A 24,459-nucleotide genomic window follows, 5' to 3' on the forward strand; every position below is an offset into this window, starting at 1 on the left:
ACCAATTATAACAGATGAAAAGAAGAGTGTCTAATGAAGTAACTAAGCATGTTTAAGGCTAATTTGTATAGTAAAATATAAACATCATCGTCTTAAAATTACTATATTAGTAAGGAAGTGATACAATGACTGCAAACGATAAAATTCGGATAATATTCGTATGCCTGGGGAATATCTGCCGTTCCCCTTTAGGAGAAGCCATTTTTCGCAGAATGGTTGAGGAACGAAATCTGAGTGATCGATTTATTATTGATTCGGCTGGTACGGCCAACTACCATGTTGGCCAACTTCCAGACCCCGGGTCTCGCCGGATCGCGTTAAAACACGGTATTTCTCTGGAAGACCAGCACGGCAGACAATTTACAGCGGATGATCTAGCTAAATGGGATTACATCATCGCCATGGACGCCTCTAACCAGGCAAATATACATAAGCTTGGCAAGGCAGGCGGCAATGTGCATCTTCTGCGGGAATTCGACCCGCAAGGATCTGGTGATGTGCCAGATCCTTGGGCGCAGGGTGATGAAGCGTTTCAGGAAACCTATAACATTATCCATCGCTCATGTGAAAACCTCCTGAATTCCATTATCAGTGAACACCACCTTCAATAAGAATCAGAAAAACACCGCGGACATGCCGCTCTCTCCTTTCCCCCGCAGAAGCTTTTTCGGCCGCTTTCTGTCACTGCGGGCGGACCGGCAAAATTATCTGGGTATCTCAATGAAGAAGACAGGTTGCCGGTCTTTTTCGCCCTCTGTTCCAGAAGCTCCTCTAGGGGAAAGAAAGGAGCTGGCATTGCCTCGGGATGTTTTTCTTTCCCATATGAACGTCTTTAAAATACTTCTTAGGTGTTAAAAGTCATTTCAAATTGGTTCATTTTGTTAATAGAACAAAAAAAGCTCCCGATTTCCATTTAGGAAAACGGGAGCTTCTGTATTATTTTCGAGCGGCTGAAAGGCGGGTAACAGCACGCTGGAGTGCAGCTTCTGCTCTCTTCACGTCGACATCAGTGCCAGATTTGTTAGAAAGCCGGCTTTCGGCGCGTTCTTTCGCGGCCTCTGCACGTCTAACATCGATTTCTTCTGCTGTCTCTGCACTTTCCGCAAGAATGGTGATTTTATCTTTGCGAACTTCCATGATGCCTCCGCTTACCGCGATGGCATCTTCATCGTTTTCGTTTTGCTTCTTAACCAGGACAGGGGCAATCTTAAGCGGTGTAACCATTGGAATGTGGTTCGGAAGGATACCAAGATCCCCTTCGATTCCTTTGGCTACCACAATGCGAGCATCGCCGCGGTAGACAACCCGTTCCGGAGTAACGATTTCGACTGCGATTGTATTCATTTACGAAACCCTCCCCATCATCAGGGTAGACCTACATTTTCTTCGCTTTTTCAACGGCTTCTTCGATCGCTCCAACGTAAAGGAATGCACCTTCAGGGAGGTCATCGTGTTTGCCCTCAAGAATTTCCTTGAAGCTGCGAACCGTATCTTTAACCGGGACATATTTCCCAGGAAAACCTGTGAATTGTTCAGCAACGTGGAACGGCTGTGACATGAAACGCTGAACTTTACGTGCACGGGCAACAATTTGTTTATCTTCATCAGATAATTCGTCCATACCAAGGATGGCGATGATATCCTGAAGTTCTTTGTAACGCTGCAGGATTTGCTGCACGCCGCGTGCTACATCATAGTGCTCCTGGCCAACAACATCTGGAGAAAGGATACGTGATGTAGATGCAAGCGGGTCAACTGCAGGGTAAATACCAAGTTCAGAAATACCACGGTCAAGGTTGGTTGTGGCATCCAAGTGGGCAAAAGTTGTCGCAGGAGCCGGGTCTGTATAGTCATCCGCAGGTACATAGATAGCCTGGATAGATGTAACAGAACCTTTCTTCGTAGAGGTAATACGCTCCTGGAGCTGGCCCATCTCTGTCGCAAGCGTAGGCTGATAACCTACGGCAGAAGGCATACGGCCGAGAAGCGCGGATACTTCAGAACCAGCTTGCGTGAAACGGAAGATATTATCGATGAAGAGAAGTACGTCGCGGCCCTCAACATCACGGAAATATTCAGCCATTGTAAGACCGGTTAGCGCTACGCGAAGGCGGGCACCTGGCGGCTCATTCATCTGTCCGAAAACCATGGATGTTTTAGCGATAACGCCGGAGTCAACCATCTCATAGTATAGGTCATTCCCTTCACGGGTACGTTCCCCTACACCAGCAAAGATGGAATAACCACCATGCTCCTGTGCTATGTTATTGATAAGTTCCTGAATAAGTACGGTTTTGCCTACACCCGCACCACCGAACAATCCAATTTTACCGCCCTTTGCATACGGGGCGAGCAGGTCAACGACCTTAATTCCTGTTTCAAGCACTTCATCGGCTGTAGACTGCTCTTCAAAAGCCGGTGGACGGCGGTGAATCGGATCCCGTTGTACACCTTCTGGAGCCGGTTTTAAGTCGATAGGTTCACCCAGTACGTTAAATACGCGCCCAAGGGTTGCCTCCCCTACCGGTACAGAGATAGGGGCACCTGTATCAACAACTTCCATACCGCGAACAAGCCCATCGGTGGAAGACATCGCGACAGTCCGTACTGCATTGTCTCCCAGGTGAAGTGCAACTTCAAGCGTAAGATCAATGGTTCTTCCGTTCTCAAGTGATTGATTAATTCTAAGCGCATTATAGATATCAGGCAGGTTTCCACGGTCGAATTCAACGTCAACAACCGGGCCTGTTACTGAAAGGATGCGTCCCTTATTCATTTGTTTCCCTCCTGTCTCTTCGACCTATTGCAGCGCGTTCGCTCCGCCTACGATCTCGGCAATTTCCTGTGTAATTGCAGCCTGGCGGGCACGATTATAGAACAGCGTATAGCGTTCGATCATCTCCGAAGCGTTATCCGTAGCATTGCCCATCGCCGTCATTTGCGCCCCCTGGAAGCTTGCTTTTGCATCAAGCAGCGCGCTGAAAATTAATGTTTCTGCATATTTTGGCAGCAAATCGGCAAGAACTTCACCAGCAGACGGCTCAAAATCATATACCGTTGAGTTGTCCACTTTTTCTACGTCACCAAGAGGAAGCAGACGCAGTTCGGTTGGATCCTGCTGAATTGCGCTGATAAATTTGTTATAAACAACATAGAGTTCATCAATTTCGCCATCCGCAAACATTCCAATTGCTTTACGCGTGACAGTTTTGATGTCGGCGAAATTCGGGGAGTCAGGTATATTCACATACTCCTCGCTAATCGGATAGCCACGCCTTTTAAAGAAATCGCGGCCTTTCCGCCCGAGTATGATGATGGTGTATTCATCTTTGTTCTGATGACGCTCAGCGATCGTGCGGGTAACCATGCGCAGAATATTACTGTTGTAGCCCCCCGCAAGTCCACGGTCTGAGGTAATGACGACATAACCGGTTTTCTTCACCGGGCGGCTTTGCAGCATGGGGTGCTTGACACCCTTAGCGCCTGCCGCAATACTCATCACAACCTCGCGCATTTTTTCAGCATACGGAAGGGAAGCCTCGGCACGTTCCTGGGCGCGGCGAAGTTTTGCCGCCGCTACCATTTTCATCGCTCTGGTAATCTTCCGTGTGTTCTGCGTGCTTTTGATGCGCTGCTTTATTTCACGAATTCCTCCAGCCAATTGGATTCACCACCTTTTCATCCTTAGTAACGTTCCATTAGCGGCCGCCAATGGAGCTGACCATGTTCCTTTACTCGGAGACTGCGAAGCCCTTTTTGAAGTCTTCAATTGCTGCTTTCAACTGGTCTTCAGGTGGTAATCCCTTCGTATTTGCGATCGTATCGAGCAAATCTTTTTTGTTGTGCTCAAAATAAGAAAGCAATTCTTTTTCGAAGCGGCGAACATCTTCAACAGGAATGTCGTCCAAAAAGCCTTTCGTTACCGCATAAATCGAAACAACCTGCTTCTCAACCGCCATTGGGTCGAATTGGCTTTGCTTCATAATTTCAGTCATGCGGGCGCCGCGATTTAATGTCGCCTGGGTAGCCTTATCCAGGTCGGAACCGAACTGCGCAAACGCCTGCAGTTCACGATACTGGGCAAGTTCAAGCTTCAGAGAACCGGCGACCTTCTTCATAGCCTTAATCTGCGCAGATCCACCTACGCGTGATACAGAGATACCGGTGTTTACAGCCGGACGCTGGCCTGCGTGGAACAGGTCTGCTTCAAGGAAGATCTGTCCGTCTGTAATCGAAATAACGTTCGTTGGAATGTAGGCAGATACGTCTCCTGCCTGGGTTTCAATGAAAGGCAGTGCCGTTAAAGAACCGCCGCCAAGATCATCGCTTAATTTAGCTGCACGCTCTAACAGGCGGCTATGCAGGTAGAACACGTCCCCTGGATATGCTTCACGGCCTGGAGGACGGCGGAGCAGTAAGGAAAGCTCGCGGTATGCGGCAGCCTGTTTGGAGAGGTCATCGTATACGCACAGAACATGTCCGCCATTGTACATGAAGTACTCACCAATCGATACACCTGTATATGGTGCAAGATAGAGGAGCGGAGCCGGATCAGAAGCGGTAGCGGATACTATAATTGTATAATCTAGAGCACCATGTTTGCGGAGGGTTTCCACAACGCCGGCAACTGTTGATTGCTTTTGTCCAATCGCCACATAGATACATACCATGTTCTTGCCCTTCTGGTTGATGATCGTGTCAAGGGCGATGGCTGTTTTACCTGTTTGACGGTCACCGATAATAAGCTCGCGCTGGCCACGGCCAATCGGGACCATAGCATCGATTGCTTTAATACCTGTTTGCAGCGGTTCATGTACCGATTTACGGGCCATTACACCCGGTGCAGGACTTTCAATCGGGCGGAAGTGTGTTGTTTCAATTGGGCCTAACCCATCGATTGGCTGGCCAAGCGGGTTTACAACCCGGCCGAGCATGGCTTCCCCTACAGGAACTTCCATAATGCGGCCTGTGCGTTTTACCTGGTCACCTTCGCGAATTGCTGTGTAAGGTCCAAGAATTACCGCACCTACATTGTCCTCATCAAGGTTTTGGGCCAAACCCATAATGCCGTTTGAGAACTCAAGAAGTTCACCGGCCATAACATTATCTAAACCGTGCACGCGGGCAATACCGTCACCAATTTGGACTACAGTACCCACATCCACAACTTCGATGTCTGATTTATATCTTTCAATCTGCTGTTTAATTAGAGAACTAATCTCATCAGGTCTGATTGCACTCACTTATGGTTCACCCCTATCTATCATACTTGGGCTTGCTTAATTTGCTGCGTAAACCGATCCAGTTTGCCTTTAATGGAGCCATCATACAGGCGGTTTCCGATTCGCACTACCACGCCGCCGAGAATAGTGGGGTCCACTACTGTCGTTACACGCAGTGTTTTATTTAGCTTCTGGCCGAAACTATCGGCAAGCTGCTTTATTTCTTCTTCCGTTAACGGTTTGGCTGTTGTTACAATAGCATCTGCCAGCCCGCGTGTTTCATTCGATAGTTCCGTAAAAGTAGCCGTCACTTGTCCAAGTTCATGCTCGCGTCCCCGCTCAATAAGCAGGTTGACAAAATTCAACGTGATGTCAGACACTTTGCCCTGGAACAGTTGATTGATTAAATTCTTTTTCTCATCCACAGAGATTTTCGGGTGAGTCAAAAGGTTCTCAAACTCCGTATTCTCACGGATGATTCCGTTAATCTGTACAAGTTCCTGTTCAGTGGCTTCAAGCGTGCCATGTTCATTGACTACATCAAAGAGGGCGCGCGCATACCGTTTTGCAACAGCACTCATACTTGGCCCACCTGACCGATAAACTGCTTAATCGTCTCCTGCTGCTGTGCTTCTGTCATTTCTCTTTCGATAATTTTAGAAGCAAGCAGAACAGACAATCCAGCAACCTGGTCGCGCACCGAACTGAGCGCTTTGTCCTTCTCGCGATTAATCTCGACTTTTGCATCTTCAATCATTCGTTCAGCGCGTTCCTGGTTGGCAGCAATAATTTCCTGTGATTCGATGTCCGCCTGCTTCTTCGCACGGTCCAAAATAGCCTGTGCTTCCTCACGGACTTTCTTTAATTCAGCACGCTGCTGTTCAAGTAAAGACGCAGCTTCAGCATTTGCCTTTTCAGCAGCAGATATTTGATCGGCGATGTGGTTCTGGCGCTTCTGTAATACAGACAGTGCCGGTTTCATCGCGACGCGGCTAACAAGGAATAAAAGGATTAAGAACAGAACAATCTGGAACAGCAGCGTTCCATACTCGATTCTGAGTCCTCCCAAATCCAACATACCTGTCACTCCTTTCCTATCAATGCAGGAGATATTGTTTCAGTACAAAAGGGAAGGCGAAGGATGATAGTCCCCGCCCGGCTAAAGTTCAACCACTAAGGTTAACGTTTTATTGTTCTTTACAATTAGCCAAGTCGGCCGAATACCATGAAACCAATAGCAACCGCGATGATCGGCAGGGCCTCTACCAGACCAAGACCAAGGAACATAAGACCCATCAGAGAACCACGAGCTTCTGGCTGGCGTGCAACCCCTTCAATTGTACGGGATACAACAAGACCGTTACCGATACCTGCGCCAACAGCGGCGAGACCGAAAATTAAACCTACTGCAATAGCGAAATCCATTGTATGCATTTATGATTTCCTCCTCAAGATATATAAAATAATTTTAGTAACCGAGCTTCCGCTCTAGTGATCATCCACAACTTTCTGTGAAATGTAAACCAAAGTAAGAGTAGTAAAGATGTAGGCTTGTACAGCGCCAACAAAAACGGAGTAGCCAAGCCAGACGATTAGCGGCAGAGTTACAGCTGCTACGGAACCGGCAAGCAGGAATGCAATGAGTACCTCACCTGCAAAAATGTTACCAAATAGTCGCAATGGCAGTGTCAGCGGTTTGATGATAAATTCCTCCATGACATGAAGGATAACCATCCATGGCTGAGGTTCAAAATAATGCTTAACATATCCGCCGGGGTCTTTACGAATCCCTAGGATGTGTGCATAAATAAGAACCATAAAAGCAAGGCCGAACGTAACACTTGGTGAAGCGGTTGGTGATTTAAACCATGCCACTGTTACCTCTCTTACATTCTGCCCATGCTCAACTACAACATGCGCATGCTTGGCAAATTGTTCCTGTGTCAGACCGATAGCGGGATTTGGTGCGGTATATGCTGTGGTAAAGTTGGCCATTACGCCAAGCTGATTTCCAATAAATATATAGAGGAAAAGCGTAATTGCGAGGGTTATAAACTTCGTACTTGTTTTCGCGTCCATAAACTGGCCTGCAATCCCACGCACAAAGTCAATGACCCATTCGAAGAAATTTTGCCAGCCTCGTGGTACACCTGCGGACATATTTCTGGTCGAAATCCAGACAATCAAGAGGACTAACAGGGCGGTAAAGACAGACATAATCACGGTGGAGATATCAAATACCAGACCGGCTATCGTTATTGACGGAGGAAAATGTTCCATTTCTCTATTTCACCCCTTTCATTCTTTTTATTTTTTTATAGAAACATATTGAGAGATAGCATGAAATAAGGTCACCAGCTGCACCGCAAAAAGTCCGATTAAAACCCCATAAACAGAAAAATAGTGGGGCAGCTTGTTTGCAGCATAAATAGCAAAGCCCGCGAGTAGCACCCTCTGAAGCATTCCCAGGCCCTTAGCCCGTTTACCCGGTGTTACTGCGGCTTCTCCAGCCTGCAAAGTCTTGATATAAAGAATCAGCCCATTCAGTATACTTACCAGCACACCTAAAATCAAACCCTGGAAAAAGACGCGCTGCGGCATAAAAACCCACAGCAGTACAATGGCTGCGAACAATATAAAGGTGATGCGCCAAATCTGCTTGAATGAGGCAATAAACTCTTCCATGTCACTCTCCAAAAAACTGTTTGATCAGGAAGAGGATCCCGGTGATTCCCAGCGCAAGACCGAGCAAAATACCGGCAAGCAAAAACCACGGTGCTGTGTGGAGCCACCCATCAAGCCAGCGCCCCGCCCAGAAACCGCACAATACAGAGATAGCCATCTCTATCCCTATTGTTCCGACCAGCGCAAAAGCGCGCATCGGTCCGTTCTTGTTCTGGTTCACTGTTCTTCCCCCCGCCATCATCTCAGGATTATACCTGTTATTGTAAAAGCGGTTTCCAAAAGCAGACAGCAAAATTCAAAAAAATAGTCAGGGACAATGCAACCTTTTTGTTAGTTTTAACATTGCCCCTAACCATAGTACTTAAGCATTTATTGTTTGTCAACAAGTTGAAAAGGCTTTGTCACTATTTCGACATAACCAGGGGTTTACGCATAGTTTATCCCGCCCCGCTGCATTTTTAACCTTGACACATCTAAGATTTACTCCATTTCAACAATGGTAGAAACACCCTGTCCGCCGCCGATGCAAAGGGTGGCCAAACCGCGCTTAAGCCCCTGCTTCTTCATTTCATGCAGCAGCGTGACAAGAATGCGTGCACCGCTTGCTCCAATTGGGTGTCCCAGAGCGATCGCGCCACCGTTCACATTCAGTTTCTCGCGCGGAATGCCAAGATCGCGGCCTACTGCAAGCGATTGAGCGGCAAAAGCTTCATTAGCTTCAACCAGGTCAATATCCTCAATGGACAGTCCGGCTTTTTCGAGGGCTTTCTTCGTAGCCGGCACTGGCCCGATACCCATGATCTTCGGATCGACCCCGGCGCTTGCGTTCGCTTTAATAACAGCCATCGGCTTAATGCCCATCGCTTCAGCGCGTTCCCTGCTCATCAGCACGAGCGCGGCGGCCCCATCATTGATACCGGATGCATTGCCTGCCGTAACGGAGCCATCCTTCTTAAAAGCTGGTTTCAGCTTGCCCAGCTGCCCAGCTGTAACGCCTGCACGCGGGAATTCATCCGTATCAAAAATAACCGGGTCACCTTTGCGCTGCGGAATTTGAACCGGAACAATCTCGTCTTTAAATTTGCCTTCTTTAATAGCCGCCTCGGTCTTTTGCTGGCTCCATGCAGCAAATTCGTCCTGTTCTTCACGGGACAAGCCATACTGCTCGCAAATATTTTCAGCGGTAATCCCCATATGGTAATTGTTAAAAGCGCAGATTAAGCCGTCTGTCAGCATGCTGTCCTGCACGGTTTGGTCGCCCATGCGGAAACCTGTACGGGCTTTCGGCAGAAGATACGGAGCTAAGCTCATATTTTCCATTCCGCCTGCGACTACGATATCTGCTTCTCCAACTGCGATAGCTTGCGCTGCCAGGTGAACAGCCTTTAAGCCTGACCCGCACAGCTTATTGATCGCCATAGAGGAAACTTCCTGAGGCAGGCCAGCCTTCATTGCAGCCTGGCGAGCCGGACCCTGACCTGTTCCTGCCTGCAGCACGTTGCCCATAATCACTTCGTCTACCTGATCCCCTGCTACACCGGCGCGGTTTAAAGCTTCCTTGATGACGATGGCGCCAAGCTCCACAGCAGGAATATTACCTAGGGATCCCATAAAGCTTCCCATAGCAGTACGAACAGCACTCACGATTACAACATCTCGTTGATTCATATAGACGACTCCCTCTCTCCACACTTTTTTTTGTAAAAATTGAGAATTACCCGTACTATATTCGACAATGTTGTACCCAATCCTGCTAAAATTTTAGAAAATTAGCCTTAGTCATTCAAAAGCCTGTTAAGTATAACCAACGCCTCGGCCCGGGTGGCAGAGTTCTGCGGATGGAACATTCCTTCCGAACCGTAAACAAAACCTCTCTGCGTTAAATACTGTACTTTGCTGCGTGCATATGCAGGAATCGACGCGAAGTCTTTGTAAGAAGATACACTTGCGGATGGCGAATGATCCGTACCATATCCCTGCTTGAGTGCATTGTACATAATGACAGCCATCTCGGCCCGGGTGATCGGCTTGTCAGCTTGGAAAGTACCGTCTGTCATGCCGGAGATAATCTTCTTGCTTACAGCAGCCTGAACAGAAGCCTGGGCGTACGCTGGAATAGAATCTTTAAAAGACAGCTTTCCTGACGGCGCTTTGCCTTTGGTCCAGCCAAAAGCCCGATCCATAAACACAACGAACTGGCCGCGTGTTACCGGAAGGTTTGGCCCCATTTTGTTGGCAGAGATCCCGCTGACAATTCCTTTTTTGAACATATTCATGACCGTTGCTTCTGCCCAGTGACCCTTTAAATCGGAAAAGGCCGCACTGCTATTTCCCGGACCATCCTGTTTGGGCGGCACCGGGGTTGGTGCAGGTACCGGTTTAGGTGCCGGAGCAGGCACTGGCGTTGGCGCAGGGGCGGGCGCTGGCGCCGGGCTATTTGGATACTTAAGCGCGAAGCTGTCAAAGTAAAGCGTGCCCTGCTCAGAAAGCGTAGAATCCTCCTGGTCCACCACGTAAAGGCTCCGTAGTGCAACCGGATATTTCATACCGGACGGAAACTGTCCTTGTACTTCTTTCCATCCAGACCAGTCAATTTGTTTGGCTAAATCCACATAATAAATCTGGCCGCTGGCATCGGCTAACTGGGCACGCAGCCAGTGGCCGCTGTTATCCCCGTTAACTGATAGCTTTATGCCAAGGGGCTGCCCTGGCAAAGTCACACCCGCTGTCCCAAAGTTCCCGTACGCAAACCGCATGGATGTGTTGGGAGCACCCGCATAGCTGTATTGCAGGCGCAGCGCTTTAGTAGAGCCGTTCACCGGTTCATCGCCTGTGGTGAGCCGGAAAGAACCCTGTGGGGCAAGAGAGGCCGGTGTTGTTGTGTAAGTTGGATTCGATAAGGCATTTGCAGCGTTCCACGATGACCACATCGTCCCGATTATTACCGGTACATTGCGGGTAATGGAACCATACTGAACCTGCATTGAACCCGTTTTTTGCTCGCTGCCTGCAGTAAAGGTGAAGCCGCTGACAATCCCTAAATCCGGAGATACAGATGCTTTGATCATATCCTGTGTCGCAGGAATAAGATCACCGGATTTGGTTTTAAGCGCCACCGAGAAAGTTACCTGGCCGTTGGGGTCCACGGCAACCGGAGACGGATTAACCACAAGATCCTGAACATCCGGAATATTCGCTACCGTAAGAGTAAGGTCTTTTTTCAGTCCTTTATACTCGCCGGTTATCTTGATTTGGCCGCTTCGTTTCGGCGTAAATACATTCCCTGTGAATGTCCCGTCAGCCGGATCAGCTGACCAGGTTATATTAGACGGATTCAGGTCGAATGGGTTGTAGTGTGTATCATACGCCTTGACTGTTATGGGAAGCGATTTTCCAAGCGTAGTCTTTCCATTCGTCGTATACAGGAAGTTAGCAAAATCCCCCGGAGGCGCCGTATTGAATACTGCCAGACCGGTAGGCACCTGCCTCATTGCACCTGCTGCAGGTGTGTTAAGCAGAGTCGTCTGCTTATCTCCCGGGTAGCGCGCAACCATCGTGGTTGAACCGCCTCCGTCAAAGTTGGCCGCGTTGTACGCACCAAGCTGCTGGAGAAGCTGCGCCAGTGTATCAAGTGTCATCCCTGTGCTGCGGCTGGAGCTTTCCACAGCCACGATATAGAGCGTTTTTCCGTCTTGTGATACGCCAAATGCTGTTCTCGCCACAAGTCCCGCAATATTGTCTGAAGGAATGTTGGTTAGGGCCTGTCCATCTTTGACAAGCAGCATGTTGCCGCCTACAGCACTGACAAGGCTGCGATCCCCCAACGCAACATCGGGCGTTGTCTGGAGAGTCGTTTTTACTGCATCGCCGATGTGGAGGTGATCAAGCAGAAACTGCTTCCCTGCTCCGTCGCCCCACAGCACATAGCCATTTGACGGAATGGTATAGCCAGGGTTTCCGATGCGAATATCAGATACGTGGTCATCCACCACAAGCATTTCTACCGCACTTTCATACCCTTTGATAGCGCCAAGGCTGGTCGTGCCAAAATCGCTTGTGTACAAATTAATTTTGCCTAAATGGCTTTTGTCATTGGTCGGATTGTATTCTTCCTTGTTGACACCCATGATGTCACTCGTTGCGCCATCAGGCGTTTCAAGTGTTCCCTGAAAATTCATGTGGGCAACGATGGCCGTGTTATCGTTTAAAATTCCAAACGAATACCAGTTGTTGATTTTCCCCATGGAGGACACAAGTTTTCCTTTGTCGAGAACAATGCCAAACGGCGCACCTTTGCGGTCCATTCGGAAAAAGTCAGCATTAACCGCTGCCACTGCTCCCCGCTCATCCGCCATTCCTTTCACCGTTTGTTTGTTCGTCAGCTTGCCGGCTGTGCCATACACAGGTCCGACCTGGACGTACTGGTTATGTAAATCAACCGTTGTTACATGAACGAGGGATGTCTTTCCCCCAACAGAAGCCCTGTACTCGTGCAGTGTCGTTCCTTCACCAAGCGGTGATGAAGAAGTTTCAGTTAATGAAAGGTCCGCGGCTTGGCCGATGGCTGGCATTTGCAGCGCAATGATCATTGTTATAGCAAGAAACGTGGCAAACGTCCTTCGTAAAGCCCTGCTCATCCTGTTTGATTCCTCCTCTGTTTTTTGTCTCTATTGCACCATTTACTTAGACGCCAAAAACAGGGAATTGTTTCATTTACGAAACCATACTTAAAATAAAAAACCATGCGCGGCCTGGTGAGACCCGCATGGTTCTGATGTTTTACTATACTTTTTTTAAACTCTAAAAGGTGTAGGCCGTTCGCTGCGCAGCCCGAAGTGATGTAAAATCGCCTCGCAAATGCGGCGGGATGCTTCCCCGTCCCCGTACGGGTTAGCGGCCTTGGCCATCTTCTCATAAGCTTGCTCGCTGGATAGCAGTTCATCGGCAAGCGCGTAAATTTTCTCTTCATCCGTTCCTGCAAGTTTGAGCGTTCCTGCGGCGATTCCCTCGGGGCGCTCAGTCGTATCCCGCAGAACAAGTACAGGCACGCCAAAAGCAGGCGCTTCTTCCTGCACGCCGCCCGAATCGGTCAGGATTAAATAGGAACGGGACATAAAATTATGAAAATCGATCACATCGAGTGGATCAATGAGGCGAATGCGCTCGTGGTTACCAAGGAATTTCTCAGCCGCTTCCTGAACAAGCGGATTCAAATGCACCGGGTACACCACCGCAATATCCTCATGCTTATCAACAAGCCTGCGGATCGCCCGGAACATACGCGCCATGGGCTCCCCTAAATTCTCACGGCGGTGGGCGGTCACCAGAACCAGCCTTTTCCCTGCAAATTCCTCCAGAATGGGATGCCTGTAATCTTTCTGCACCGTTGTCTTCTGGGCATCAATTACCGTGTTTCCTGTTATGTAGATGGAACTCTCCGGTTTATTTTCCTGCCTTAGATTATTCGCAGACTGGGCGGTCGGGGAAAAATGAAGATCAGAAATCACGCCGGTTAACTGGCGGTTCATCTCTTCAGGATAAGGCGAATACTTATTCCACGTACGCAGGCCTGCTTCCACGTGCCCAACGGGAATTTGGTTATACAGAGCGGCTAGGCTGGCGGCAAAGGTTGTCGTTGTATCCCCGTGTACGAGGACCATATCCGGCTTAACTTCCTTCATTACGTTATCCAGTCCTTCTAGAACCCTCGTGGTAATCTGGGTAAGGGTCTGCCTGTCTTTCATTACATTCAAATCAGCATCAGGGGTGATGGAGAAGATATCCAGTACCTGATCCAGCATTTGCCGGTGCTGGGCGGTCACACAGACAAACGGTTCGAGTTCGGGATACTGGCGTAATTGGTGTACGAGCGGTGCCATCTTAATGGCTTCCGGGCGCGTGCCAAACACTGTCATAATTTTTTTAGCCACGAAAGTTTCCTCCTCAATTACTTCGTACCAAACAGGCGATCACCTGCATCACCAAGGCCCGGAACAATATAGCCGTGATCGTTCAACTGCTCGTCCACTGCAGCAACATACAGGTCAATATCAGGGTGGGCCTGCTGAAGGCGCTCAATTCCTTCTGGCGCTGCGATAAGGCACATGAGCTTCAGGTTAAGAGCTCCCCGTTTTTTCAGCGCGGTAATCGCCGCAGCTGCCGAACCGCCCGTTGCGAGCATCGGATCGATCACGATCAGTTCCCGGTCCTGAATGTCGCTTGGAAGTTTAACGTAGTACTCAACCGGTTCAAGCGTTTCCGGGTCACGGTACAAACCAACATGTCCAACTTTGGCAGCTGGAATAAGCTTAAGCATTCCATCCACCATGCCAAGTCCGGCGCGCAGAATCGGTACAAGACCAAGCTTCTTCCCGGAAATCACATTGGTTTTGCAAGTCGTAACCGGCGTCTCAATCACGACTTCCTCGAGCGGCATTTCACGGGTTATTTCGTATGCCATCAGCATGGCCACTTCATCTACAAGTTCACGGAACTCTTTTGTTCCGGTATTTTTATCACGAATATACGATAGCTTATGCTGAATTAACGGATGGTCAAACACATATACTTTACCCACCTTACAGGCCTCCTGTTCAATATGAAAATCTACACTGCGTTATATTATATCAAATGTGGGAGTAGATACATAACAATTAAAAATACCCGCCCTTACCGGTTTGACTCATCGGTAAGAGCGGGTGGACAGCAAACAAGAAAAGATAAAATTAGATGCCAGGATACATCGGGAACTTCTCACAGAGGGCAGCAACGCGGTTGGCGGCTTCCTGCTGTTTTTGTTGGTCCTGTGGATTTTTCAGTGTCAGCGCCATGATGGCCGCTACTTCTTTCATAGCTTCCTGATCAAACCCGCGGGTTGTCACAGCGGGTGTTCCGATGCGGATACCGCTTGTCACAAATGGGCTTGCCGGGTCAAACGGAATGGTGTTCTTATTGCAGGTAATCCCGACTTCATCCAGCAGATGTTCAGCATCTTTCCCGGTCAGGTTAAGATTGCGTACATCTACAAGCAACAGGTGGTTATCGGTACCGCCTGAAATGAGCGTAAATCCTTCTTCAGTGAGCGACTCAGCCAGTTGCTTGGCATTGGCGATGATGCGGGCGGAGTAGTCTTTAAATTCCGGCTGCAGCGCCTCGCCAAAAGCGACCGCTTTTGCGGCGATTACATGCATCAACGGGCCACCCTGAACGCCCGGGAAGATGGATTTATCAACAGCCTTCGCATATTCTTCTTTGCAGAGAATCATCCCGCCACGTGGTCCGCGCAGGGTTTTATGGGTTGTGGTTGTCACGAAATCTGCATGCGGAACCGGATTCGGATGATGTCCGGTTGCAATTAGGCCGGCGATATGGGCCATGTCCACCATCAGATAGGCGCCTACGCTTTTTGCGATGTCAGACAATTTTTCAAAATCTATAAACCGGGGATATGCGCTTGCCCCCGCTACGATCATTTTTGGTTTATGCTCTTCCGCTTTTCTGCGGATATCGTCATAATCAAGCACCTGGGTGTCTTTATCCACACCATATTCAACGAAATTGTACAGTTTACCGGAGAAGTTTACCGGGCTTCCGTGTGTTAGATGGCCACCATGCGATAAGTTCATGCCAAGGACGGTATCACCCGGTTCCAGAACGGAGAAATAAACAGCCATATTGGCCTGTGCACCCGAGTGCGGCTGGACGTTAGCATGCTCCGCGCCGAAAAGCTGTTTGGCTCTGTCTCTTGCGATATTCTCGACAATATCTACATACTCACAGCCGCCGTAATAGCGTTTGCCTGGATAACCTTCCGCATATTTATTCGTGAGGACGGTTCCCATGGCTTCCATAACAGCTTCGCTGACAAAGTTTTCGGAGGCGATAAGCTCAATCTTGCTCCGCTGGCGTCCGAGTTCCAACTCAATTGCTTTTGCTACTTCCTTGTCCTGTCTTTTTACATGTTCAATCATTTCTCACATTCCCTTCTCCAATTAAGTTATGTACAACTTTTATCTTCTGGCGGAAGTTCGTATACAGCCCGTGGTCCGCCGATAAGCTTCGCCCGGGTGCGTGCCATTGTGACATGGGCGCCGCCCAACTGCTTGATGCGCGGGCGTACCGGAACCGCAACCGGCTTTAAATGCATCCCAATGAACGTATCACCGATATCAATTCCAGCATCAGCCTGAATCCGTTCCACAACTACCGGGTCTTCCATCTTTCGATAGGCTGCCGATGCCATAGCACCACCGGCTTTTGGAACCGGGATAACGGCCACCTCAGGCCAGCCGCGTTGTTCGGCAATTCGACGTGGCACAACAAGCGCCCGGTTTAAATGCTCGCAGCATTGAAAAGCCAGCGAAAACCCATGCTTTTCACTCGTTCGGCGATACACTTCATAAAGAGCAGCCGCCACTTCCGCACTCCCTGACGTTCCAATATGCTGGCCAACGATTTCACTTGTACTTGTTCCGATTACCAATACCCTGTGCTCTCCAAGTGGTGCGGCTTCCAATAGGTCATCAAGTATCGACTGCAAGTCATTCTGAAGCTTCTCTATATTCATGGGAATCACAACCTTACTGATTGTCTTCTAGCATTTTAATTTTCTCAAGCCGGCGTTGATGTCTTCCACCCATGAATTCCGTTCCCAGCCAAATTTTCACAATCTCTAATGCAAGGCCAGGCCCTATTACCCTCTCACCCATAGCCAGAATGTTTGAATCGTTATGCTCCCGTGTCGCCTTCGCGCTGAAACAATCATGCACAAGTGCACAGCGAATTCCTTTTACCTTGTTGGCGGCAATGGTCATCCCTATGCCTGTACCACAAATGAGAATCCCCCGTTCAAAGTCCCCCGATGCCACCTTCTCGGCAACTGGCAGGGCAAAGTCCGGGTAATCGACAGAATCGGTACAGGTACAGCCAAAATCCTCATACTCGATCCCTTCAGCCTCAAGGAATTTCTTGATTTCTTCTTTTAAATTAACACCGCCATGGTCGGCTCCTAGCGCAACTTTCAATGTATTCTCCCCCGTTTCTCTCTGCTTAAGTCATGTCTACAAGTATTATAACCCAATCATTGAGATTGCATAGAGGAATTTGCGCAAGCTGATATGTACTAAAATCCTTACGTTTATCATTATAACCCACATTAATGTTCGCTTTAAAGAGTAATTTTCTTTCCTGCCCACTAAAAAAAGACTCCCTGCTTACCTTAAGCAAAAAGTCTTCTTCTGTGCCATTCCTTATCGTTTCTAACGAATAAACGCATCTATTTCTTCTATTAAGTGATCCAAGTCATCAATTAACGGCGAATGCCCGGCGTTTAAATAATGAATAGAGGCGTTCTCGCCAATATCCTGTCGGATTTCAAGCGCCGCTTGTTGCGGTACAACTAAATCTCTTTTTCCGGATAAAACAAGCACAGGCATCGTAATCCGGTTCACCCGGCCATTGCCTGGCCCCATCACATTTGTAACTTCACTAATGTTGAAGGTAGCTAATGCATAATCTACATCCACCAGGTTGCGCTGTGTGAGCATATCATCCAGATACTTCTCATAACGGCTCTGTTCCGGCTGGTTTATCGTGTAAATCGTAGCGTTCCAGATAAACCGAAGCGTTTGCTTATCACGATTTTTGTAAGCACTGAGAATAGGAACAACCTGCACCGGATCCAGCGCGATTTCTTCTTTCGTCCGCAGCGGTATCGAAAGAAGGTGTCCGAAAGCATCCTTCTTAAAAAGCGGCAATCCCCGGGTGCTTACAGATGCCAGCAAAATGAGCTTCTCAACCATCTCAGGATGCTCAGCTGCAAGCTCCATGGCTACACCGCCCCCTGCTGACCAGCCCACTAGCACAAAAGAGGTTAGGTGTAACCTGTCAGCCCACTCCTTAACATCCGCAGCGAACTCAAGCAGGCTGCTGATGGGCTGACGATAACTCGATTCACCAAATCCTCGCAAATCAACGGCATAGATTGTGTAGGCCTCGTCAAGATTCTCCATCAGCAAATCCCAATGAACAGAGGATGTCATGTTGCCGTGAACAAGGACGATAACCTGATCGCCGCCTTTTCTTTGCCGATACGCAATGGTTTCTCCATTCGCAAGCTCTACGCTGTTCAACGTTATTTCTCTGGCCAAGCAATCACCTCCGCAGGAATGTTAAAACTGAAATCGCTTTACAAATCCTTTCAACTGATCCGATTGCTCGCGCAGAACTTGGCCGGCGGCCGCCACTTCTTCCATAAACGCCGTTTGCTCCTGGGCAGCGTTAGACACAGTGGCCGCCCCCTCGGATGTTTCAGAAGCGACACGCGCGACGTCTCGGGCATCTTGCATCGTACGCTCCATGCTGTCAAGCTGGCGCGATATGAGCCCCGCGATTCTCTCAACCGATTCAACAACCTGGTTAACAGATCCTGCTATACTGCCCAGCGCACGGGTGGTTTCTTCCCCGCGCTTGGACTCCATATCCGCCATTGCGACCTGTTCGCCAATCTGTTTTACCACAATTCCAACCTGACGCTGCATTTGTTCAATCAACGTATTAATATTTGAAGCCGCTGTTCCGCTCTCGTCTGCAAGTTTACGGACTTCTTCCGCTACAACAGCAAAACCTCTTCCATGTTCACCGGCCCGTGCAGCTTCAATGCTTGCATTAAGCGCGAGCAAATTGGTCTGCCCGGCAAGCTCGCTGACAACGCCTGTGATCTTGCCAATCTCGCCTGCATTCTGTTCAAGCTGCTGCACGTACTGGATGGACAGCCCGTTCTGTTCAGCCAGGCTATGCATGCCTTCTACGAGAATGGATACGACCTGACTGCTCTCCTGCAGGGTCGAAAGCATTTCCCGGGTAAGCTGGCGGGATTGTACAGCATGCTCATTTACTTCCCTGCCAAGTCCCACTACCTGTTCCAGGGATTCAACGGCCGCTGCGGTATGGGCCGCCTGCCTTTCCGCTCCCCGGGCAATTTGATCCATTGTTACGCTTACCTGTTCGATCTGTACAGCGGCCTGCTCGGAGGCAAACGTTAATTCATTAACACTTACGGCTGCATTCTCAGAAGAAGAGTTAATATCCTTCAGCATGCCTCTTAAATTTAAAATCATGGTGGATACGGACTGGGCAAGCGCGCGAATTTCATCATCCGACTTCGGTATATCCACTTCAGACCGCAGATCTCCCGTGGACGCCGCCTTCGCCACTCGCTCAAGCGCAACAAGCGGCTTCGTAAGCCAGCGGGCGACTAGATAGCCAAATATACCAGACCAGATGACGCCCAACGAAAGGGTAAGAAGCGTAAAAAGCCAGGAAGGCATCACATCTGCGGTATATCTGCTTAGAAAAAAGATAAAAAAGGCACTGACGCTGTATGTTACTGCAGACAGCAGACTGATGCCAATCACGAGTTTCTTTACGAGACCAAAACGGTATTTTGATTGTTCGTCCATCATGGTTCCCCCTATAGATAACGACATTAAAATAGCTGTATATTAATATCGGAATAAAAAGGGGTGGACTTCAACTATTTTCTGTATTTTTTTTCAATATTTTAAGAAGGTTGTGCAGCGCTTGTTCTATCTCACCTGCACATGTTTCGTAGTCTTCCACCGTTCCTCCGTAAGGATCGACAATATCATAGCCAGGCACTTGCTGTTCCAGTATGGCGATTCGATTTCGTTCTTCTGTCGTCTCTTTCATCAGGCGGTTTTTCCATTCGTCCAGCTCTTCCCTTACGACCTCCAGCCGGTTGTACAATTCCTGATACTCGTCTTCCAGTCTGCGGATTTCCTCACGATGGCTGTTCAGGAATGCTTCCTGCTTCCTCTCTACTTCCTGGTACAGGGAATCCAACTCTTCTCCGCGGCTGAGCTCCTCCAGGGAAATATCGGTATATTCTTTCAACGTGTAGATTTTGCTTTGTAAATGTTCATATTTCTGCAGAAGGGAATCTCTGTGTGATTCCGTCATGGTTAAGATAAGATCCGCCCAATCCAGCAGTTCGCTGGTAGCAGGCTGTGATTGATGGCTTTCCGTAATCCCCCGCTTCCCAAGTACGTGAACAGCCTGCGGCGATGCCGCTGAACCTGGGGAAGCAAAGAGGCCGGCAGATTTCACTTCAATATCCATTCCCCTCTCCGCAGCCATTTTTCTCAGCAGTTTTTCCGCCATTGGACTGCGGCAGGTGTTTCCTGTACAAACAAATAAAATGCGCATTTCTTTCTCCCCTTTCCAGCTTTCTCCTTACATGGTGTACGAAGAACGCGCTTTTTGCAAGAAATTTTATCCTTCTAATAAGTGAAGCGCAACCATCACCGCAAGACCCGCAAGCATACCGGCCTGAGCGCTTAGGCGGTCCTGCTTCAGACCTGACGGTGCAATTTCCTTCCAAACGATATAGGCCATTGCACCAGCCGCAAACGCCAGTCCAAACGTGATGGCCCATGGGGTAGAAGAAAAATATAATTCTCCCAGCCATGCACCAAGCGGTATGCAAAGGCTGATAATAAAGGCAAGCAGCAGGATGACTAGCTTTGGTATTCTTCCCATAAGTAGCGGCACTGTAAAACCGATCCCTTCCGGAATGTTATGCAGAGACATCGACAGCGCAATCATCACCCCTATGCTTTCATGCGCCTGAAACCCGGCGCCGATAGCAATCCCCTCGGGTATATGGTGCATAGCAATCGCTATGGTCATCATCCATCCCGCTTTACGCCACATGCCTTCTGAATCGTTACGTCCATTACCAGTTTTACGCTGGGCAAAATCAGCGGCTTTATGGACAAACATCAGACAAGCGACACCTGCACAGCACCCGAGCAGCGCGCCATACACATCTTCATCTCTTAAAGAAGCAGGCAGCAAGTCAACAAATATGACAAGCGTCATAACGCCGGCAGACAGGCCAAGGTAAAAGGCCAGCAGTTTTCTGCCAGGAGGCCCGATAAACAGAATCACCATGGATCCCAGCAAGGTCGTTAACCCCGTCATCATACTGATAAATACTGTTTCCGTCATAGCCGGGCCCCCTACAGAAGGAATTTAATCCCGAAGGCTAACAGTATCAGCCCCCCGATTATTTCACTGTATGCACCCATCCAGCCGCCAACCCGTCTGCCCAGTAAAAGACCGCACATGGACAGCACCATGCTGATCACGCCAAATGTAACGACGGCCATTACAATATTTACATTAAACAAGCCAAAGGAAAAGCCGACAGACAGTGCATCCAAACTGACGCTGAAACTGAAGAGCATGATTCCCCAGAAGCTTGTTTTCAACAAGGGACTTTCTTCTTCGTTAAAGTAAGCATTCCACAGCATATGAATGCCCAGCGCAATTAAGATTCCCCCACCAAGGTAGGAAGCGACATTGCCCACTACGGAAGTAAGGAATAGACCGGCTGCAATCCCGATCAGCGGCATAATAACATGAAAAATTCCAATGATTATACTTACTTTAAGAACAGTTAGCAGACGAATGCCGCCCATTCCCATGCCTATGCCAAGCGAAAATGCATCCGCTCCGAGTGCTATGCCAATCATGAGGATCGTAATCATCTCACCCCATTGAATAACACCCAAAATCATCACTCCCATCCTGCCTGTACTTTTACATATCTAAGGCAGGATATGCGGGACAACTAGCAAATATAACGTTTTCCGCCTGCGGCTTTATTCAGCCGGTTCATAATCGCCGCGCCAACCCCTTTAGCCGGGAAGGTTTCTGAGAAAATGACATCGACACCCCGCTCATCAAACGTCCGCAGTACATCGTATACCCGGTGGGCTACCGAATGCAAATCAGCGCGTTGGCCACAGGCAATCACAGTACACCCCTCAGGGTAGCGTGAGGCCGATTCCTCAGCAGCCAGTATGCCCACTTTTTTCCCTTCTGCGGCTGCTTGCTCAGCCAAACGGATGATAGCCTGAATCATTTGCTCCTGTGAATCAGCCTCAACCAGGGTCATCTCGCCTGCCGGTGCATAATGTCTGTATTTCATGCCCGGCGACTTGGGTGCCACTTTGTCGCTTGTGATTCCAGGGTCTACCGCGACGTTCCCAGCAACTTCCGCAATCTGTTCTGCCGTCACACCACCTGGACGAAGAATCACCGGAATATTCCCGGTAACGTCCACCACCGTTGATTCCACACCAATTCCTGTGGGCCCTCCGTCAAGCACCCCGGCTATTCTTCCATTTAAATCCTCCATAACATGCCTGGCCGTTGTCGGGCTTGGCCTGCCGGAAAGATTGGCGCTGGGAGCGGCTATCGGCAGCCCTGTTGCGCGAATCAGCGCAAGGGCAAGCGGGTGGTCCGGCATGCGGATAGCGAGCGTATCGAGCCCGGCAGAGGCCCGGTGTGCAACCCCCTGTTTTTTTGGCATCACAAGCGTAAGAGGGCCCGGCCAGAACGCCTCTATTAATAGAGAAGCAAGCGGGGAGACTTCCCGCACAAGATCATTAAGCTGTTCTTTGTCCGCAATATGTAGAATGAGCGGGTTGTCACTTGGCCTTCCTTTGGCCGCGTAAATTTTCTCAACCGTGTCGTCAGCAAGCGCGTTGCCGCCCAGCCCGTATACGGTTTCTGTCGGAAAAGCCACCAGTTCATTATTCCGCAGCAACTCTGCTGCTTCCACAATGGATTTGCGCGTTTGTGGATAAATATCCGACTCATCCACAAGGTTATCCACATTCCAGTATGCTGTCTTCTTGTCCATTCTATGCCCTCTGTTCTTTGATTTATTTACTTACGACGACTTCATCCCCATTTATTATACCTATTATCCACAACTTGTGAATAACTTGTGGATAAACATAAAAACACATCGCGGGCATGCCGCTCTTTCCTTTCCCCTCATAGAAGTTTTACGGCCGCTTTGTGATTGGTTATGTAGAAAAGACCCTGCTTGTGGGCAGAGTCCGAGTTTGTTTGGGGTAATGGTTTACGCCTTGAAAAAGTCAGCGATTTTATAAAACATATCCACAAGAAAGAACCTCACCTGAACCTGGTTTTTATCCTTGTTCTGGATGCCTGTACTGGCCGCCACAGTCGTGGCGTGGCCATCTGCAGTCTTTTTGATGTGGTCAGTGGTGTCGCCATTTGCAATATCGACAAAGCATAAGGGCGGGAACAACACACACCACCAGTTGGCCCCCTCAGCTTGCCCGATAGAAATTCGCACTGCTTCGTATTTGCCGGCCGGAAACACCTGCGACCCATACATCTTGGTCGGAAAATCGGTTGGTGTAAGATCCACGTGCGCGGTGTAGGAAAATCCTTGTTGTTTGATATCATCATTGACAACCTGGCGTAATTCCGGCAGATGTTGATTTATGATAGTTCGGGCAGCCTGTTCATCCTGCGCCTGCCCGGACCATTTCTTAACGGATTGTATCACCTGATCACGAACATGCCTCTTTAAGTTCTGATCCTCCAAAGAATCGCTATTGGCAAGAATGCGGAGCCGAATCGAATTCTGCGGTACATGGGAAGACGCAAACACCGCCAGCGCATCCCGCTGTCCTTCCCAGCTCATCACAAGTATAAACATACAAAAGAATAGCAGCATTGAACGTTGCATTTCCCCTCACCCTTTCTTCTCCCTGTCAACAGTATGAGCAGAAAAGGCGAATGCTAAACGTTCAGAATACTTTATTTATTGCTATCCCGCAGCCCGAGTACATGGCGGCCGATTCCCTGCAGATCGTCTATAATATAGACCTTATGGAAAAGGCCGGTGTCAAGCAGCAATCCGCGCACCGCTTCAGACTGGTGAATGCCAACTTCCAAGCCCAGCAGTGCTTTGTTCTGGAGCACGTCCGGGAGATCCCGCGCCATTCGCCTGTAGAAATCAAGCCCATCTTCGCCACCGTCAAGCGCCCGAAGCGGCTCATGAGCTTTAACCTGGACGTCGAGCTGGGTGACATCATATGAGGGAATGTAAGGCGGATTGGATACAAGGATATCCACACGCTGATCCCTTTCACGCAAAGGCGCAAGCAGATCACCCTGCACAAAAGAAATTTTATCCCCAACCCCATTGTTCTTCGCGTTGAGAGCCGCTGTGTCGAGGGATTCCTGCGCGATATCCGTCGCGATGTATTCCCAGTTGTTGTTTCCCTCTACGGCAAGCGTTACAATAATCGCCCCACTGCCGGTTCCGATGTCTGCTACTGCCAGCTTCTCCTCAGGAGGCCAGAGGCTGGTTGCTTTTTTTAGAATCTCTTCTACGAGAAGTTCTGTCTCCGGGCGGGGAATGAGAACCGATGGATTTACCTTAAAGGTAAGGCCGTAAAATTCCTGTTCTCCAACAATATATTGAAAAGGCTCTCCTTCTCCTCTTCGCTTTATGATCGACTCGACTTTAAGCCAATCCTGCTGGCTAAGTTCATCGCCCATCGAAGCAAAAAAGCGCGTCCTGTCCCATCCCTTTACATGCCGAATGGCGTACTCCGCTAAAAACAAAGCATCTTCAATGCCTTTTGCCTCTAAAAAAAGAGAAGCCCTCTTCAGAGCTTCCCGTATGGATACTGCCATA

General features: G+C 49.1%; 26 protein-coding genes. 1 reads left to right on the forward strand and 25 read right to left on the reverse strand.

What is annotated here, in order from left to right; all coding sequences use genetic code 11:
• Nucleotides 1–125: 125 nt before the first annotated feature.
• Nucleotides 126–611 carry a low molecular weight protein-tyrosine-phosphatase gene (locus PP175_RS24160; protein WP_272440734.1) on the forward strand — a complete coding sequence of 162 codons (486 nt, stop codon included), beginning with the start codon at nt 126–128 and terminating at the stop codon, nt 609–611.
• Nucleotides 612–936: 325 nt separating this feature from the next.
• On the opposite strand, the gene PP175_RS24165 is transcribed toward PP175_RS24160, so the two are convergent.
• The 25 genes from PP175_RS24165 to prmC all read right to left on the reverse strand — a co-directional run bounded on the left by PP175_RS24165 (nt 937) and on the right by prmC (nt 24,458).
• Nucleotides 937–1,344, reverse strand: coding sequence for a F0F1 ATP synthase subunit epsilon (locus tag PP175_RS24165; protein ID WP_272440735.1), 408 nt, complete (start codon nt 1,342–1,344; stop codon nt 937–939).
• A 31-nt stretch (nt 1,345–1,375) separates the two neighbouring features.
• Nucleotides 1,376–2,776: a F0F1 ATP synthase subunit beta gene (gene atpD / locus PP175_RS24170; protein WP_272440736.1), complete on the reverse strand. Its 1,401-nt coding sequence runs from the start codon at nt 2,774–2,776 to the stop codon at nt 1,376–1,378.
• 24 nt (nt 2,777–2,800) lie between these two features.
• Nucleotides 2,801–3,661: an ATP synthase F1 subunit gamma gene (gene atpG, locus PP175_RS24175; RefSeq protein WP_272440737.1), complete on the reverse strand. Its 861-nt coding sequence runs from the start codon at nt 3,659–3,661 to the stop codon at nt 2,801–2,803.
• 70 nt (nt 3,662–3,731) lie between these two features.
• On the reverse strand, nt 3,732–5,243 hold the full coding sequence (atpA, locus tag PP175_RS24180; RefSeq protein WP_272440738.1) for a F0F1 ATP synthase subunit alpha: 1,512 nt from the start codon (nt 5,241–5,243) through the stop codon (nt 3,732–3,734).
• A gap of 20 nt (nt 5,244–5,263) precedes the next feature.
• Complete coding sequence (locus PP175_RS24185; protein ID WP_272440739.1) at nt 5,264–5,803, reverse strand: F0F1 ATP synthase subunit delta; 540 nt, start codon at nt 5,801–5,803, stop codon at nt 5,264–5,266.
• Nucleotides 5,800–6,300 carry a F0F1 ATP synthase subunit B gene (gene atpF, locus PP175_RS24190; RefSeq protein ID WP_272440740.1) on the reverse strand — a complete coding sequence of 167 codons (501 nt, stop codon included), beginning with the start codon at nt 6,298–6,300 and terminating at the stop codon, nt 5,800–5,802. The genes PP175_RS24185 and atpF overlap by 4 nt, the downstream gene beginning before the upstream one ends.
• 125 nt (nt 6,301–6,425) lie before the next feature.
• On the reverse strand, nt 6,426–6,647 hold the full coding sequence (gene atpE, locus PP175_RS24195) for a F0F1 ATP synthase subunit C (RefSeq protein ID WP_272443361.1): 222 nt from the start codon (nt 6,645–6,647) through the stop codon (nt 6,426–6,428).
• Nucleotides 6,648–6,710: 63 nt separating this feature from the next.
• Nucleotides 6,711–7,502, reverse strand: coding sequence for a F0F1 ATP synthase subunit A (gene atpB / locus PP175_RS24200; RefSeq protein WP_272440741.1), 792 nt, complete (start codon nt 7,500–7,502; stop codon nt 6,711–6,713).
• Nucleotides 7,503–7,529: 27 nt separating this feature from the next.
• Entirely contained in the window at nt 7,530–7,907 is a 378-nt protein-coding gene (locus tag PP175_RS24205) for an ATP synthase subunit I (protein ID WP_272440742.1), read from the reverse strand.
• A 1-nt stretch (nt 7,908) separates the two neighbouring features.
• Nucleotides 7,909–8,127, reverse strand: a complete 219-nt coding sequence (locus PP175_RS24210; RefSeq protein ID WP_272440743.1) for an AtpZ/AtpI family protein — start codon at nt 8,125–8,127, stop codon at nt 7,909–7,911.
• Nucleotides 8,128–8,387: 260 nt separating this feature from the next.
• Nucleotides 8,388–9,575 (reverse strand): acetyl-CoA C-acetyltransferase, encoded by a 1,188-nt coding sequence (locus tag PP175_RS24215; protein WP_272440744.1) that lies wholly within the window; start codon nt 9,573–9,575, stop codon nt 8,388–8,390.
• 107 nt (nt 9,576–9,682) lie between these two features.
• Nucleotides 9,683–12,544, reverse strand: coding sequence for a phosphodiester glycosidase family protein (locus tag PP175_RS24220; RefSeq protein ID WP_272440745.1), 2,862 nt, complete (start codon nt 12,542–12,544; stop codon nt 9,683–9,685).
• 156 nt (nt 12,545–12,700) lie between these two features.
• The gene (gene wecB / locus PP175_RS24225; protein ID WP_272443362.1) at nt 12,701–13,822 is read right to left on the reverse strand and encodes a non-hydrolyzing UDP-N-acetylglucosamine 2-epimerase; all 1,122 of its coding nucleotides are present in this window, start codon (nt 13,820–13,822) and stop codon (nt 12,701–12,703) included.
• Nucleotides 13,823–13,854: 32 nt separating this feature from the next.
• A complete protein-coding gene (gene upp, locus PP175_RS24230; protein WP_272440746.1) occupies nt 13,855–14,484 on the reverse strand; it encodes a uracil phosphoribosyltransferase in 630 nt (209 codons plus the stop codon).
• A 148-nt stretch (nt 14,485–14,632) separates the two neighbouring features.
• Nucleotides 14,633–15,877, reverse strand: coding sequence for a serine hydroxymethyltransferase (gene glyA, locus PP175_RS24235; RefSeq protein WP_272440747.1), 1,245 nt, complete (start codon nt 15,875–15,877; stop codon nt 14,633–14,635).
• A gap of 26 nt (nt 15,878–15,903) precedes the next feature.
• Nucleotides 15,904–16,473: a TIGR01440 family protein gene (locus PP175_RS24240; RefSeq protein ID WP_272440748.1), complete on the reverse strand. Its 570-nt coding sequence runs from the start codon at nt 16,471–16,473 to the stop codon at nt 15,904–15,906.
• Between the two features lie 13 nt (nt 16,474–16,486).
• Nucleotides 16,487–16,930: a ribose 5-phosphate isomerase B gene (gene rpiB, locus PP175_RS24245; RefSeq protein ID WP_272440749.1), complete on the reverse strand. Its 444-nt coding sequence runs from the start codon at nt 16,928–16,930 to the stop codon at nt 16,487–16,489.
• Between the two features lie 234 nt (nt 16,931–17,164).
• A complete protein-coding gene (gene phaZ, locus PP175_RS24250) occupies nt 17,165–18,055 on the reverse strand; it encodes an intracellular short-chain-length polyhydroxyalkanoate depolymerase (RefSeq protein ID WP_272440750.1) in 891 nt (296 codons plus the stop codon).
• Between the two features lie 21 nt (nt 18,056–18,076).
• Nucleotides 18,077–19,369 carry a methyl-accepting chemotaxis protein gene (locus PP175_RS24255; protein WP_272440751.1) on the reverse strand — a complete coding sequence of 431 codons (1,293 nt, stop codon included), beginning with the start codon at nt 19,367–19,369 and terminating at the stop codon, nt 18,077–18,079.
• Nucleotides 19,370–19,436: 67 nt separating this feature from the next.
• Entirely contained in the window at nt 19,437–20,132 is a 696-nt protein-coding gene (locus PP175_RS24260) for a low molecular weight protein arginine phosphatase (RefSeq protein WP_272440752.1), read from the reverse strand.
• 66 nt (nt 20,133–20,198) lie between these two features.
• The gene (locus PP175_RS24265; protein WP_272440753.1) at nt 20,199–20,936 is read right to left on the reverse strand and encodes a ZIP family metal transporter; all 738 of its coding nucleotides are present in this window, start codon (nt 20,934–20,936) and stop codon (nt 20,199–20,201) included.
• 11 nt (nt 20,937–20,947) lie between these two features.
• Nucleotides 20,948–21,508, reverse strand: coding sequence for a manganese efflux pump MntP (locus PP175_RS24270; protein WP_272440754.1), 561 nt, complete (start codon nt 21,506–21,508; stop codon nt 20,948–20,950).
• A 53-nt stretch (nt 21,509–21,561) separates the two neighbouring features.
• Complete coding sequence (locus tag PP175_RS24275) at nt 21,562–22,638, reverse strand: L-threonylcarbamoyladenylate synthase (RefSeq protein WP_272440755.1); 1,077 nt, start codon at nt 22,636–22,638, stop codon at nt 21,562–21,564.
• Between the two features lie 225 nt (nt 22,639–22,863).
• Nucleotides 22,864–23,502, reverse strand: a complete 639-nt coding sequence (gene spoIIR / locus PP175_RS24280) for a stage II sporulation protein R (protein ID WP_272440756.1) — start codon at nt 23,500–23,502, stop codon at nt 22,864–22,866.
• A 71-nt stretch (nt 23,503–23,573) separates the two neighbouring features.
• Nucleotides 23,574–24,458, reverse strand: a complete 885-nt coding sequence (gene prmC, locus PP175_RS24285) for a peptide chain release factor N(5)-glutamine methyltransferase (RefSeq protein WP_272440757.1) — start codon at nt 24,456–24,458, stop codon at nt 23,574–23,576.
• Nucleotide 24,459: the final 1 nt, after the last annotated feature.

This window comes from Aneurinibacillus sp. Ricciae_BoGa-3 (assembly GCF_028421645.1).
Taxonomy (GTDB): Bacteria; Bacillota; Bacilli; order Aneurinibacillales; family Aneurinibacillaceae; genus Aneurinibacillus_B.